Consider the following 14,963-nt stretch of genomic DNA (forward strand, 5'->3'; position numbering starts at 1 on the left):
ATTCTGAACACAGACTAAAAGTTTGCGAACGTAGTTCAGAAATGTAGTGAAGAATCTTATGTTATTGGTTTATAGATGAGATTCTTCCTTCATCAGAATAACAAAGGTGAAATTATTAACCTTTGATACAGTTTCTTTTTATTCCATTAAAATTTAAAATTAAGTCTGGCGAAAACCTGTCTTCCGGCAAATCCCATCTGTACAGGGTCAAAGATACCTCCTGATTCTGTATTTCCATCACTTACCTGAGTGGTTTGCAAGGTAGGATATCTGTTGAACAGGTTTTTGCTTCCTAAAGTCAGATTCAGGTTTTTAGAGAATTCATAGCCAAAAGAAAGATCGGTGGTTACTTTTGGATTATAGACCTGTTCTGTACCGTCATAACCAATCAGAGTAACCTTATCAAATCTTACTAACTGCAGATTTGCATTGAATTTGCTGAGCTTATAATTGAGATTTAAATTCACTTTTGTCTTCGGAGCAGAAGCAAGAATAAATGCTTTTTCTCTTGCACTCAGGTAAATATCTTCTTTTCCTGCCAGCTGTTCTGAAGTGTTTACTTTGGTGATTTCCATGTCATTATAGTTTCCGGCTAAGGTAGCGGTAAGCTTTCCGGAACCTAGATTTTCACTATAGCTTAATATAAGATCAATCCCTTTCGTGCGGGTATCAATCGCATTAGAAAAGAACTGTACCTGGTCAATAAATGGATTTTCTGCCTGGACATCTGCCGGCAAATCTCCCTGTGCAAAATATCCGGTAAGAACGATCCTGTCTTTTACTTCGATATAATATCCATCTACTGTCGCTGTAAATTTTCCTGTGTTGAACGTAAACCCGGCACTTCCGTTCACAGAGGTTTCCTGTTTCAGTTGAGGTATTCCCAGACTACTTGCGATTTTGCTATCATTAGATGCTAGTTGAATAGTGACCAATTGTCCGCCCTGGAAGTTGGTAAACTGTTGGCTGTAGTATTTCTGAGCCAGAGAAGGCGCTCTGAACCCTGTAGAAACGGATCCACGGAAAGCAAACTGAGGAGTAAATGCATATCGTGTAGCAAACTTACCATTCAGCGTACTTCCGAAATCATTATAATTTTCAAACCTTCCGGCAACGCTTATCATCCAGTTTTTAGTCACATCCAATTCAGTATCTATGTAGGCAGCAAAGTTATTTCTGCTTTTGCCGATATCTGTAGAATAACCTGGGAATCCCTGCGAACCGCCTGGCCTTACGCTATTTTCATTTAAAGGATTGGTTACCAGTAAACTTTCAGGGGTATCTGGCGTCACAGGATTTCCGTTTTTATCATACATGGTGTAAGAAGCCTCTTCTCCTTTGATGATATCAAATTTTTCATATCTGAACTCTGACCCGAAAGCAACGTTAAGCCCTTCCAGTACTTTGAACTGCTTCACAGCGTTGAACCCAGTTGTATTCTGCAGCAGTGAATGTCCTCCCGCATTAAAGCTTGTAGGAGATTTGACTCCTAAAGTGGCATTAATTGTATTGTCTATCTGGTAGGTGAATCTGTTGTTGCCAAAAGCATTATAAAAATCTACATCCCAGTCTGCAACTTTGAACTTTAATCCGTTGTCAAATGTGAAATCCGTAATGCTGGTGTTTTCAACCGGGTTAAATCCTGTAGGGTAAACTTCTGGAATATTGCCGTCTGCATCCGGTGTTCTTGTCCACGCATAAGCTTTGGTATTTCTATGGGAAAAGCCCTGACGGGAATAAAATTTCAATCCATCGGATAACGGGACTTCAATATTTCCGAAAAAGTAAATATTTTGAGCTTTGGCATCTCCGAAACGCTGTCTTGGTGCCGTATAAACATCAGGATTAGCATTTCGTATGGCGTAATCTTTATTAACAAATTCTACTGTGAAATTTCCAAAACCGCCTTTTGATCCTATTTTAGTTCCCAGATTTCCACTGAAATCAAAGGTAGTTCCGTCTACTTTGTGATCTGATACAACGTCATTATTACCTGGACTTTTGAAAAGATTCATACCTGTGAATAGATTTCCTTCAAAACCATTATTTCTGTCATTCAAAATAACATTAATTACTCCTGCAATAGCATCCGAACCATATTGGGCTGATGCTCCGTCACGAAGGACTTCCACTCTTTTTATGGCTCCAATCGGAATGGTATTCATATCATATCCGGTATTTCCCCTTCCTTTGGTTCCAAAAAGGTTGATCAGTGAAGACTGATGATATCTTTTTCCATTCAGTAAAAGTAAGGTTTGATCAGGACCAAGACCTCTTAACGTAGCCGGATCTACAGCATCAGCACCGTCAGATCCTGATTGTTTGTTGGAGTTGAAAGAAGGTGCGGAAAATTGCAAAAGCTGGTTGATTTCTATCTGCCCTGTAGACTGGCTCACCTGCTTAATGTCGATGATATCAATAGGAACAGGAGTATTGACTACTGTTCTCTTTTTGTTACGGCTTCCGGTAATGGCTACTTCGTCGATCTTTGATTCTTTCAAAGTATCTTTTATCTGCTGGGCATAGGTGAAGGTAGAAGCTCCAAGTAAAATGATACTGATGTATTTTATCTTCATATTAATAATTTTAGTAGTGATTTAATCAAAATTATCAATATTTATTTTTAAATCCATATTAAAATAAAATTTTTAGTATAGATTTCTTAATTTTATAACGATTTGTGGTAAATTAGGAAAAATAACAACCTATTACTTGAATTTAGTTTAAAATTTTAATGTTAAAAGCTTCTAATGATTCTGTTAATTCCTTCTTCTAAAATTTCCTGTGATGTGGAAAAGCAAATTCTGATATGCCCTTCCGCTCCTTTTCCGAACCATCTTTCTGATCCCGGAACAATGGCTACTTTTCCATGTGTGAGAACGTGCTGAGCGAATGTATCGCCGGACATTCCGTTTTCAATCTTTGGAAACAGTACAAAAGTAGCTTCAGGCAGATTAGGCGTTACAATTTCCGAACGGCTTAATAATCTGAAAGCAAGATCTCGGTTATTTTGTAAATGAGCCAGAAACTCTTTATACCACGGTTTTGCTTTTTCAAGGGCTACGCTTCCTGCGATCTGTGATAAAGTGGAGACCCCTTCTATTGTGGAATTGAAATTGGATTTCTCTGTAAAGTCTTCGAGAATATCCTGATCATTACACAGGACGGCACCTATTCTTAATCCTGCTATTCCGAATGATTTTGAAAACCCATACACGGTAAAGCTTTTTCTCTTTGCCTTCTCTGATACGGATGAATAAGTATGAAAATCTTTATGATCATAAACAATATCACTCCAGATTTCATCACTCATCACCCAAAGATCATGAGCCGCTGCAATTTCAGCCACCTGTATTAAAACTTCTTTGGAATAAACTTTACCAAGCGGATTGTGCGGGTTGCATATGCTGATAAGTTTGGTTTTGGAATTAATCAAAGAAACCAGTCTTTCAAAATCAATTTCTCCTGTTGTTGTATCTACGGGGCAAAGCATTACTTTTCCACCTGCTGTTTCTACAGATTTTTTGAAAAGAAAATCTACAGGATCCAGAATAATGGCTTCATCACCGGGATTAAGGACGTAAGATGCAATCAGAAACATTCCCTGGGCGGCACTATTCACTGCCAACACTTTTTCGGGTGAAAAGCTCCCGTGTTTTTCATGATTAAAATGATCTGCAACACTTTTCTTAAATTCCGGAAGTCCGGAAAACGGGCCGTAACTTAGGTAGCCATCCTTTATGTATTCAATGATTCCCTGTTCTATTTCTGGTGCTGTTCTGAAATCCGGATCAGCTGCCGTAAGAGGAATGATTCCGTCTTCCAGGGTGGCCCATCTTCCGTTATAGGCCTTTCTTTTCAGAGCTTCAAAGTTAATGTCGTTATTGGTGAACATATTTATTTATAAGATATGGGGATAATGTTTTCTGTCTGTTGGCTGAGTGGAAGTAAAAACTGATTTAGTAATGCTCTTCCATTGTGAATATGAACCTCGATTTCAGGTTTTCTCTCAATCTCGTATTTACTGAAGGCAGTATGTATATTCTCTTCTTCAACTAAATATTTCGTTAATAAGAAAGAATCTTTCAGAGCAGAGGTGACTCCCTGGCTGGTAAATGGTATGAGTGGATGAGCAGCATCCCCAATGAACACAAAGTTATCTTTGTAAAAAGGGTTTAGCTTTTCCAGTTCATAAACATTCCATAAATGTACATTTTTATAGTATGATTTCTGTATGATTTCCGGGACTATAGGATGCCAGTTTTCAAAAACTTCCAGCATATATTTCCTTAAATTTTCGGTAGAACACCCGTTAATCATGTATTTCTGGTTGTCAAACTGTGAGTACCAGAGAACAGTATCGTCAGAAAGTTTAAGGATTCCGAAAGTCAAGCCCCCATCTTCATGATGAAACTTCATAAAATCCTTTTCAATAGAAGCTGAAATTTCTTTATTTTGAATGATATTCACTACTTCACTTTCCCTTGCCACCCTCATCGTTTCATCTTTAAAAAGATTCCTTCTGGTGCGGCTTCTGGAGCCATCAGAGATGATAGCAATATCCGCATCAATATCAGTTCCGTCAGAAAGCTTTAATTTTCCGGTGTGTTGATCATCCGGGATGATGGTTTCCTCGTAGGTTATTTTTTCATGAGAGATATTCTGGGCTAACAAATTGATTAATGAGTGCCTTGAAATCGCGAAAACATTGTCCAGTTCTTTCTCTGCCAGAATTCTCCCGGTATGAGAATATTGTGTATATTTTTTTAGAAAATTTCCGTGTTGGAGAAGATGATCAGGATTAATGATTTGATAGAGATAATCCATTCCTTCCTTCGGAATGAGAAAACCGTGACCTGCCAGATCTTTCTTTTTTCTCCTTTCGTAAATGTGGTAGTCGATTTTGTGCTTTTCTAAGTAATTCGCCATGCTTAAGCCGGAAATACCGGCGCCCACGACAGCAATTTTCTTCATTTTTCGGAATAAAGTATTTTTCAGGTGGTTTTGTAAGTAATTTTTTATCTCCTTTAGATAAATACAAAATTAGAATTAAAAACCTTTACTATTTCAAAAAATGTGTCAATTTTATTTTTGTTTTATAAAAAACAGATGAAAAGCATTGGGTATCGTTTGTAATAAATTAATATGATTGATTTATTTTTATTTGTGTTATCTGATTGGTTATAAGGTGTTAATGGTGTGGTGGTGATTATAGTAAGAACCTATAAGTTTATTCTGTTTGACAAGTTTTCGAATGTTAATGTATAAAAAAACCGGAAAAAATTTCCGGTTCTATCATTAAGCCTTTTCAAGCTGAACAGTAAAGTGTCTTAAGATTTCCGGTTCCCAGGTGATCTTATATCCTTTTGCTATTTCTTCACGTCTTTCATATACGTTTCTGATGGCAGCAGCAATATAATCCATATGGTTGTTGGTGTAGGTTCTTCTTGGAATAGCCAGTCTTACCAGCTCTAATTTCGGATAACGGTTTTCTCTGGTAGCAGGATCTCTGTCCGCAAGTAATGTACCGATTTCTACAGTTCTTATCCCTGCTTCCTTATAAATTTCAAGCCCTAAGGTCTGTGCCGGATATTCTTCACGGGATACATTCGGAAGGAAGTTTAAAGAATCGATGAATACAGCGTGTCCTCCGATAGGTTTCTGAACAGGGATTCCGTATTCAATTAATTTATTACCCAGATATTCAACCTGAGAGATTCTGCTTTCAAGATAAGCGAACTCTGTAGCTTCATCCAGACCTACTGCTAATGCTGCCATATCTCTTCCTGCCATACCGCCATAGGTAATGAAACCTTCATAAATAATGGTAAAATTGGATGCTTTTCTGAAAACTTCCTCATTATTCAAAGCAATGAATCCTCCGATGTTTACTAAACCGTCTTTTTTAGAACTCATTGTCATTCCGTCTCCGTAAGAGAAAATTTCCTTACAGATCTCCTTAATGCTTCTGTTTTCCTGTCCTGCTTCTCTTTTTTTGATGAAGTAAGCATTCTCAGCAAATCTCGCTGAATCGAAGAATACCGGGATTCCGTATTGGTCAGAAAGAGCTTTTACAGCTTTCATGTTTTCCAGAGAAACAGGCTGTCCTCCTGAAGAGTTACACGTAATGGTAATTAAACAGAAAGGAATATTTTCTTTAGGATGGCTTTTATAAACTTCTTCCAGTTTTTCAAGGTTGATGTTTCCCTTGAAAGGATGAAGGTCATTAATATCAAAAGCTTCGTCTATCGTACAGTCGATAGCATGTGCCTTTCTGATTTCGATATGTCCTTTTGTAGTGTCAAAATGCGAGTTACCGGGAACTACATCGCCTTCTTTTACCAATACTGAGAAAAGAACGTTTTCAGCAGCTCTTCCCTGGTGAGTTGGTAATAAATATTTGAATCCTGTGATGCTTTCAACGGTTTTCTGTAATTGTTCAAAAGAACGTGATCCAGCATAGCTTTCATCTCCGGTCATCAAAGCAGACCATTGTCTATCAGACATTGCTCCCGTTCCTGAATCGGTAAGCAGGTCAATATAAACGTGTGAAGATCTTAGGTTGAAAAGGTTATAATTAGCTTCTTTAAGCCATTGCTCTCTTTCTTCTCTGGTGGACTGATAGATTTCTTCCACCATTTTAATGCGGAAAGGTTCCGCGTACGGTAAATTCATGAGTTAAATTATGTTTTAAATTGTTTGTAAAGAAAATGTGCTTGAAAGTAATTTTTCAAAATTCATCAATGTATAGATAAGTCGGAAAAGAGATTATTCCGGAGCCTTAAATATATTTTCATCAGAATGGAATCCGGCTACACCGCCGCTCACCGCGAACTTCATGGCAGAAGCTGCTGTCATTCCCACTACAGGTTTGATGTTTTTTTCTTCAGTAACAATTACCCAACCCGAGATGGCGTACGAGTGGGGAAGATATACCGCAACGTAATTATGCTTGTCAACGTCTGACATTTCTTTTTGAGTTAAAAAACCGATTCTCCAGATTTCCGGATTTTCATTGGTCTTTACCCATACAGGATCGTTGAATTTTTTCTTGTCGCCTACAAATGAGGACATTACGTCTTTCGTAGGAGTGTAAATATGTTTTACTCCCGGAGTTTTCTCCAGTAAGCTGTCCATTGTGTCAAAAAAGAATCTTCCGACCACGAATTTATTTCCTAAATATCCTAAAATAGCTGTAAACAGTATGGTTGATACAAATACAAGCCCCGGAATCTGCTTGGCAAGGGAAGGAACAAGGTTGTCAATCGCACTTACAATATACCAGATCACAAAAATGGTAAGCCCGATAGGGCCAATGATAACCAACCCCTGGAAGAAATTCTTCAGGAACAGATTGGCGATATTTTCAAAGCTTGGCTTCTTCAAGGGATATTCTTTACTGTTTTATTTTAACCGTGGATGGTTTCTTTATTTCCGTAGGACTTAATAATGCCGGCTTCATATTCCAGCCATTCTTCCCAGCGTTTGTTTACTTTTTCAGGGTCTCCGAGTTGTCTTGCAAACCCGATGAAAGTAGTGTAATGATTGGCTTCAGAAATCATCAGTTCTTTATAGAAAACCTTCAGTTCTTCGTCTTTGATATTTTCGGTAAGAACCTTGAATCTTTCACAGCTTCTGGCTTCAATCATAGCAGCAAAAAGCATTTTGTCTACGATGAGGTCTTCTCTGCTTCCCTGAATGATAAATTTTGCCAGTTCATTCACGTAATCATCTTTTCTTGCTCTTCCGAAAGTAAAGCCTCTTTTTTTGATGATCTCATGTACCTGGTTGAAATGATCCAGTTCTTCCTGTGCAATGGCAAGAAGCTCAGTTACAATTTCGGGATATTCAGGAAGCATCGTGATCAGGCCTATGGCATTGGTTGCTGCTTTTTGTTCGCACCAGGCATGATCTGTTAAAATTTCTCCAATGTTTCCTTCTGCAATATTTGCCCACCTTGGGTCGGTAGGTAGTTTCAACTTAAACATGTTGTAAAATTTTTGTAAATTTAAACAAATTGAAGTAAGAAATGTGACTTTATTTCAATTTGATCATTAAAGTCTTAAGCTGCGGTCTTTCTTCTTAAGAATTCCAGAATATTCCAGCCCCATGTATCCATTTTTTTCAGTCCTGCCGAAATGAGGAAGGCTAAAATGATATTAATTCCATAAATAATGAGCATTAAAAGCCACCATGGAATATTTTCTTTTAACGGAACCACCAGGAAATAAACTAACGAAGAACTTATTCCCTGTGCAAAATAGAAGAAGATGGCATTCTTTCCGATATAGGTGATGAAGTTTTCTTTTGTGATTTTCAGTCGGTTATAAAGTGCAAATAAGGTTACCAGAGAGAATAATGCCCAGATGATATAAGGGATTTTCGGCGGGAATTTATTTTTATTAATTTTATAAAAAATATCGGTCCCATAATACCAGAACAGCCATACTATGGCTGCTCCTACAATTGCATACAATACAGGAATTACTTTTGCAGGAATTTTTTTTCCCTGCATTTTATGCCCCGTTAAAAAAACAGCAAGGTAGAAAGCAACATAACCCACTTGTCCTGTCGGATAATATCCCGGGAAGATATTGAATAATAAGGTTAAGGTAATACACAGCCCGATAAACCAATTGACATGTTTCGGGAAGAACCTTAAAATAAGTACTCCCAAAACGGTAAGTACATAATATACTTTAAGATACCAGAAGCTTCCCATTACCACCGGAAAAGTATCAGCGTTAGTATACTGATGGAGATACCAGTTTCCAAGATTTTCCCATTGAGGATGTGCTGAAATGCCGGTTGTGGCGTATTTTGATCCAAATGTGGAATAAAAATTCTGCAGCCATTCCATCGAAAAGAAACTCAGTCCGAAAACTTTAAAGAAGTAATCTGAAAAGAACAGGAAGGTTACAAAAATCATATAGGTAATCTGGAGCTTCAGAAGCCGGTACAAAGTTTTTTCAATATTGGCTCCTGAAGTGATGCCGCTTAGTGCATAAAAAAGAGCCACATCAAAAACCAGCGAAAAGACTCTTACTTCTGCGGGAATATAAAATTGTCCGGACCAGAAAGCGGTATGGATAAAAATGATGGAAAGTGTTGCCAGTCCTTTGGCGAAATCAATATATAGATCTCTGTTCATTATAGATGGGTTGGAAGTTCTTTTTATTATTTTTCAAAAATACAAACAAATTGATTTGTTTGAGTATAAAAAGCTTTGAAAGCAAAAAGGGGCGGAACATACTGTCCGCCTCCTTTCTTAAATATGCTAAAAATGAATGTTCTTGTTTATTGAAGATGTTTAAATTCTTCCGCAGAAATTTCTCCTGTCTGAATTTTTTTCAGCTCATCTATATATTGGCTCATGTAGGCATCAATTTCAGGATTTACGGTATTCTTAGCCATCTTGTAAGTGCCATTTAATACTCCCTGATAGTAATAGAAGAAGTTGTAATCGAAATTCGAAGCATTAAGGTTATACTGGCCTAAAAGGAATCCTAAACGAACTGCAGATCTTCTTTGTGCAGGTGTTCCGTGATGGTTGACATTGGTTGTCTGATAATCACCGATACTTTGAGCAAATTCATAGGCTGCTGCAATTTCCGGGAAGCTGGTTTTATTGTACCCGTTAGGTCTTCTCAGATAATATCCTGCAAAACCATCTGCTTCAAGCTCATTCGGTCTGTACGTTGATTCTGATACAGATGGAAGGTTGAAGATGTATTGTAACTGATGGCCGTATTCATGTGCAAGGATCATTGCGTTTACAATGTCGCCACCTTTTGATTTTGCATCATAATAGATAGCATAGCCATAATAGATCTTTCCTGTAGAATAAGAAATGGCATTGTACGTTGAATTGAAATTGGATGGATCATTCACAAAACGTAGGGTAGGGTTGCTTCTTCCCCACATGCTTGCAATTTTAGTCATTTGACCGTTCATAAAATTGGTGTCTGTGGAGTTTTGAAGTCCGGTCAGTAAAACTGAATTGGAGCTCCAGTTGTTGTCTACATAAGAGCAGCCTTTTTCAGTAGATCCCGGTTGGTCGGGTTTTGCAGTCAGTACCTCTTGTTCGGGTTGAACATTGTTGTCCATTTGGTCATCACGGCATGCTGTTAAAGAAGTAACAGCAATGGCACCTGCTAGTAAGCAGAGATTAAAGTTTCTTTTCATATTTAATATCAATTTGGTATAACGAAGTTATGAAATTATCTCTTAAGTGTGAGTACATTATTGGAAAAAATTATTCAAAACATAGTGAACAGAATTTTATTAAAAAAAACATTGCTTTGATTGTAAGCTATTTAGAAATTTATATGTATATTTGCACCTCGAAATAACTAAAAATTTATAAACAATGTTTGCAATTGTAGAAATAGCAGGGCTTCAATACAAAGTTGAGCAAGACCAGAAGTTGTTTGTAAACCGTTTAAAAGGAGATAAAGGAGGAAAAGTTTCTTTCGATAAAGTTCTTCTTACTGTAAACGGTGCAATCACTGTAGGCGCCCCAGCTGTAAACGGAATCACTGTAGAAGCAGAGATCCTTGACCACGTTAAAGCTGATAAAGTAATCGTTTTCAAAAAGAAAAGAAGAAAAGGTTACAAAGTGAAAAACGGTCACAGACAATCTTTAACTCAAATCGTAATCACTGGGATTACAGGTTTTGAAGGAGGAGCTAAAAAAGCTGCTGCTAAAAAAGAAACTGTGAAAGGTGAAGTTCTTTCAGACAACGCAACTGTTAACTTTGGTGAAGATCATGAATTGAACTATCACTTAAAGAAAAACAATTTGTCTCAGTCTAAAGAGAACAGAGAAACTTTAATTACTTTAGGTAAAGCAGTTAAAGTGGAATTAGAAAAGAATATTCTTACTCATGAAGAAGTAGATGCTGCTATCATTAAGAATATCGATCAATTTAAAGCACTTAATAAATAATCCAGTAATAAAATGGCACACAAGAAAGGAGTCGGTAGTTCCAAGAACGGTAGAGAGTCTCACTCTAAAAGATTAGGTGTGAAGATTTTCGGAGGACAAGAAGCTATTGCCGGAAATATTATTGTTAGACAAAGAGGTACTCAGCACCACCCAGGTGATAACGTGGGAATCGGTAAAGATCACACTTTGTTTGCATTAGTAGATGGTAAAGTAGTTTTCAGAAAGAAAGCAAACAACAGATCTTTCGTATCTGTAGAGCCAAACGCATAATTTAGGCGTTTTTATAAAAATTAAAACCTCAGTTTTTACTGAGGTTTTTTTATTTACCGGTTTTCATACTATTCTTTTATTCGTGAAATATTTTATATTTGCCAACTGGCCAGCTTTGAGTCAATTGCGAAAGCCGAAAAGCATAAAGAGTAGGCAAATATTAAAACAAAATATCTATGAAAAATGTAAGAAAATTGAGCAGAAAGAGTCTAAAAGAGGTAACAGGAGGTGTAGCATCAGAATGTCCTTCTATGTTCCAGTCTTGTGATGAATGGTGCAGATGGTCTCCATGGCAGAAATCACACTGTATGCTTTCTCAGCCATGCATAGATTGCTTTGAATAAGATAGTGCAGCTATAGATTGTATTATTCTTTAAGATACAAAACAGAGCTGAACACTATTAAAGGTTCAGCTTTTTTAAATATTAAAAAATTAAATAATATCTCATTGCTGTGAAATATTGATATATTTGTCAGTAATCAAATAAATAAATCATTGCGGAAGCCGTAAAGCAAAGAGAGTAGGCCACACATAAAACTAAACAATCATGAAAAATTTAAGAAAATTAACAAAAGCCAGCCTGAGAAGTATTAACGGAGGAGAAGTATGGTGTCCGGCGAAACCAATTACATCATGTAGTGTATGGTGCGGATTGACAAAGGAGCAGAAAATGCGTTGTCTTCTTGATGTAGAAGGCTGTGAGTGCTTTTGATCATCTCCGACTTTGTTGTAAAGCTTTAAAAACAGTTTCGGCGGCATCGAAGATGCCGCCGAAACTGTTTTTAATGTATTATTTTATTTAGAATCCTACCTGAAAACCTGCTTTAACACCGAACTTTGAGATATCCGGTCTGTCAAGATAATTTCCTCTCCAGTTGAAATCTACTCTGAAGATTCTAAGATTTCCGATTCCTATATTTTCAATTCCGAATCCGTATTCATAATAGATATGTTCGCTTGGTGCAGAGTATTTAAATCCTTCTACGTTGATTGCTTTGGAAGCATCGCTTAATGTTCCGTAAGCTCCTCTGATAAATGCAACTTCTCTCAGTTTCAATTTTTTAATCAAAGGAATGTAAGAAAGGATCTTACCATTAAAATGATGCTCCAGCTGAAGTGTAGTATAGGCATCAGTAACAAATTCGTAATAATTAAGCTGGGAGAATGTATTCGGTACCAAACCATATGAAAGGTTGGCAGGAATAATATTCTGTAGTGCCAGTGGAACTGTGCTGAAGTTCTTTCCTGCTTCGAAATTGACAACTAGTTTCCCCATACTTCCAATTAAAAATGGCTTATAAAGCATGAATTGAAGCTTGTCATAATTGAAGTCAGCATTGAATAATCCTTCAATACCTCTTGTGTATCTTAAAACGATAGTTGGAGCTAAGTTTCTGGCTTGGTAACGGTCAATACCGGTTTGTGAGAATTTTGCACCAGGTTTGGCAATTAAACTGATGGTAACGTGAGAGTCATTAACTGTTTGTCTCAACTGTCCGTCTTTATAATACATCAGATTGAATTTCTCAGGAATAGCAGACTTAATACTCTGCATCACTCCATCTACTCTGATCTGGAAGTTCTTCCATGGTTCAATAGCTGCAAAAACGCTTGTTTTGTTTACAGAACTTAAGGAAATATTTTCTCCTCTTGCAAAAAAGGTACTGGTAGATGAGGACTGTGGCGTCACACCATCACCGGATGTAAGCTGTCCTCCAAGCTGAACAATATCTCTGCTGGTTCCTGCACCAATCATAAAACGGTTAAGCTTATTGAACATGTATCTTGCCTCTACTCCATACTTAATCTGCTGATCTTTAAATCCATATGCCGTGTAAAACTGAGCTCTCCAGGTATCATTCAATCCAAAATAGGTTCTTGCCCCTAATCTTATCCGGTCTCCTTCTACTTCATTTCTTCCGTAAATCGAGAATATAGGACCTATATCAATGCCTTTAAATGCATTATAATGACGTGATCCCAGGGTTTCAAAAAGTTTTACCATCCGATTGAATTTGGGTGTCTGCTGAAGCTGGTCAAGCATATTGTAAATTCCCTGTTCTGCTTTGGATAAAGTGTCAGGTCTGACTTTTGTCCAGTAAGCATCATCTTTATTGGTAAATTTATCTTCGTATTCTTCTTCGGTACGCTTAAATACTTTGGGGTCAAGAGGTTTGTTGAACTGATAATCGGAATAATCTACCGATCTCTTGGCGATGATACTTTTTGCTCCTTTCTTTTTTGAAAAAGGACTCATTTCAAATTCGGTCACCAGTTTTTTGGGAAGAAATGTAGCATCATCTGGATTATCGTATTCCACTTGGGTATAGACACTGTTGACAAAGTTAACATTGATTTTCTGTGTTGATTTCAATGTTGCGCCTAAAACGGCATAAGTATCTGTATCAATATAAAGGTTTCCCTGAAATGCAAGGATATCTTTTCTCTTCGGCTGGTATCTTATCTGGAATGCTTTTTCACCACGAATTGTAATGGTATCCATAAGACTGTAGTCATAGGTGCCGAAACCATCTGTTCCCACGGGACTCTGGAAACCAATGTCGAAATAATTAAGGGTATTATCGTAAATATTAATATCACGATACAGGTTTTTAGCTGAAACTGTTATCACCTGATTGTCCTGAAACCCAGAAGTCTTTTGGGCAACCAGAGTTCTTTTGCTGTCCTTATCTGGTTTGTTCCTGCCATAATTTTCATAAACTGCTTCATTCAGGAAGATAGGAAGGCCAAGCCTTCCACTCGCAGTAGAATCAGCATAACTGAAAATGAAATCCAGTTTATTGAAAATCTTTTTCTTCATGAAGGCACTGTCAAGATTGTTCAGATCAAACTGTGTTTTTTCGTATTCTTTATATGAATAAGTATCGAATTTTTCCAGCCCGTTATTTCTTTTTTGCGCCCATACTTTCTGCATAATGGCATAAGCCGGATTTTCTTTCTTGTTTTTGTATTTTGTTTTACCGCTTTTAAGAACAATCTCCTGAATGTCACTCACCTTAGCCTGCGAAAGCTGTACAAAAATATTTTCAGCATTTTCAGGGGTAATATCAAGGGTTTCTGTGGTATAATTTTTTCTGGAAAATCTTAACTGATGAATAATGCTATCAGACTGAATGATGAAACTGCCTGAAGTTGTCGTCAGGGAAGGTGTTTTATCATTGTTGATAAAAATATCAACTTTATTCAGCTCTTTATTGTTCTTTTCGTCAACCACCTTACCGCTGGCTTTGTTTTGAGCACATACTGAACTGGTGAGAATCAGGAAAAATAATAAAAAATAGTGTTTTGGGGAGTTATTGTTTAACATCATTCGTTTCTTCAGGCAATTAGCATAAACAAAAAGCATGCAGTTTATTTAAAAACAGGTAAAAAAATAAAATATTTTTATTCTATCCTATAAAACGACAAAAATAGCGAAAATAATATATGTATGGGTTAAAAATTAATTGGGAAATTGTAATGCTTAAAATATAATAATCAGGGAATTAAAAGAAAGGTTGAGTTCCTGCTTTTTAGAAATATTTTGCTGCTGTTATGAAGGGTTTATAAAAGAAAAAGACTTACATTTTGTAAGTCTTTTTTGCTCCTCCTGCTGGGCTCGAACCAGCGACCCTCTGATTAACAGTCAGATGCTCTAACCAACTGAGCTAAGGAGGAATTTCCTTTGTTTTAAGTGGTGCAAATATAATAGGAATATCCGTACCAAGCAAGTTTTTATTCTTG

Annotated in this window: 13 protein-coding genes and 1 tRNA gene; 4 read left to right on the plus strand and 10 right to left on the minus strand. The window is 37.0% G+C overall.

Annotated features, from left to right (window positions below; all coding sequences use genetic code 11):
• Positions 1 to 146: 146 nt before the first annotated feature.
• The 8 genes from EK417_RS04615 to EK417_RS04650 all read right to left on the minus strand — a co-directional run bounded on the left by EK417_RS04615 (position 147) and on the right by EK417_RS04650 (position 10,185).
• On the minus strand, positions 147 to 2,576 hold the full coding sequence (locus EK417_RS04615) for a TonB-dependent receptor plug domain-containing protein (protein ID WP_136521460.1): 2,430 nt from the start codon (positions 2,574 to 2,576) through the stop codon (positions 147 to 149).
• Between the two features lie 161 nt (positions 2,577 to 2,737).
• The gene (locus tag EK417_RS04620; protein WP_136521461.1) at positions 2,738 to 3,895 is read right to left on the minus strand and encodes a pyridoxal phosphate-dependent aminotransferase; all 1,158 of its coding nucleotides are present in this window, start codon (positions 3,893 to 3,895) and stop codon (positions 2,738 to 2,740) included.
• Between the two features lie 2 nt (positions 3,896 to 3,897).
• Positions 3,898 to 4,974 (minus strand): FAD-dependent monooxygenase, encoded by a 1,077-nt coding sequence (locus EK417_RS04625; RefSeq protein ID WP_136521462.1) that lies wholly within the window; start codon positions 4,972 to 4,974, stop codon positions 3,898 to 3,900.
• A gap of 324 nt (positions 4,975 to 5,298) precedes the next feature.
• Positions 5,299 to 6,675: a tryptophanase TnaA gene (tnaA, locus tag EK417_RS04630; RefSeq protein WP_136521463.1), complete on the minus strand. Its 1,377-nt coding sequence runs from the start codon at positions 6,673 to 6,675 to the stop codon at positions 5,299 to 5,301.
• Between the two features lie 93 nt (positions 6,676 to 6,768).
• A complete protein-coding gene (locus EK417_RS04635) occupies positions 6,769 to 7,386 on the minus strand; it encodes a DUF502 domain-containing protein (protein ID WP_076597843.1) in 618 nt (205 codons plus the stop codon).
• Positions 7,387 to 7,409: 23 nt separating this feature from the next.
• Positions 7,410 to 7,988 (minus strand): MiaE family protein, encoded by a 579-nt coding sequence (locus EK417_RS04640; protein ID WP_076597842.1) that lies wholly within the window; start codon positions 7,986 to 7,988, stop codon positions 7,410 to 7,412.
• Between the two features lie 74 nt (positions 7,989 to 8,062).
• Positions 8,063 to 9,151 (minus strand): acyltransferase family protein, encoded by a 1,089-nt coding sequence (locus tag EK417_RS04645; RefSeq protein ID WP_136521464.1) that lies wholly within the window; start codon positions 9,149 to 9,151, stop codon positions 8,063 to 8,065.
• 146 nt (positions 9,152 to 9,297) lie between these two features.
• The gene (locus EK417_RS04650; RefSeq protein ID WP_110368459.1) at positions 9,298 to 10,185 is read right to left on the minus strand and encodes a neutral zinc metallopeptidase; all 888 of its coding nucleotides are present in this window, start codon (positions 10,183 to 10,185) and stop codon (positions 9,298 to 9,300) included.
• A 184-nt stretch (positions 10,186 to 10,369) separates the two neighbouring features.
• Here EK417_RS04650 and rplU point away from each other — a divergent pair, with 184 nt between their 5' ends.
• The 4 genes from rplU (at position 10,370) to EK417_RS20970 (ending at position 11,931) form a co-directional block, all read left to right on the plus strand.
• The gene (rplU, locus tag EK417_RS04655; RefSeq protein ID WP_076597840.1) at positions 10,370 to 10,948 is read left to right on the plus strand and encodes a 50S ribosomal protein L21; all 579 of its coding nucleotides are present in this window, start codon (positions 10,370 to 10,372) and stop codon (positions 10,946 to 10,948) included.
• 12 nt (positions 10,949 to 10,960) lie between these two features.
• A complete protein-coding gene (gene rpmA, locus EK417_RS04660) occupies positions 10,961 to 11,218 on the plus strand; it encodes a 50S ribosomal protein L27 (RefSeq protein ID WP_002984034.1) in 258 nt (85 codons plus the stop codon).
• A 176-nt stretch (positions 11,219 to 11,394) separates the two neighbouring features.
• A complete protein-coding gene (locus EK417_RS20965) occupies positions 11,395 to 11,562 on the plus strand; it encodes a bacteriocin-like protein (RefSeq protein ID WP_168801926.1) in 168 nt (55 codons plus the stop codon).
• Positions 11,563 to 11,766: 204 nt separating this feature from the next.
• Positions 11,767 to 11,931, plus strand: a complete 165-nt coding sequence (locus EK417_RS20970; RefSeq protein WP_167498883.1) for a bacteriocin-like protein — start codon at positions 11,767 to 11,769, stop codon at positions 11,929 to 11,931.
• Between the two features lie 87 nt (positions 11,932 to 12,018).
• On the opposite strand, the gene EK417_RS04665 is transcribed toward EK417_RS20970, so the two are convergent.
• A complete protein-coding gene (locus EK417_RS04665; RefSeq protein ID WP_228457885.1) occupies positions 12,019 to 14,550 on the minus strand; it encodes a DUF5686 family protein in 2,532 nt (843 codons plus the stop codon).
• Positions 14,551 to 14,823: 273 nt separating this feature from the next.
• Positions 14,824 to 14,897, minus strand: a tRNA-Asn gene (locus EK417_RS04670).
• Positions 14,898 to 14,963: the final 66 nt, after the last annotated feature.

Source organism: Chryseobacterium candidae, assembly GCF_004916905.1.
Lineage (GTDB): Bacteria > Bacteroidota > Bacteroidia > Flavobacteriales > Weeksellaceae > Chryseobacterium > Chryseobacterium candidae.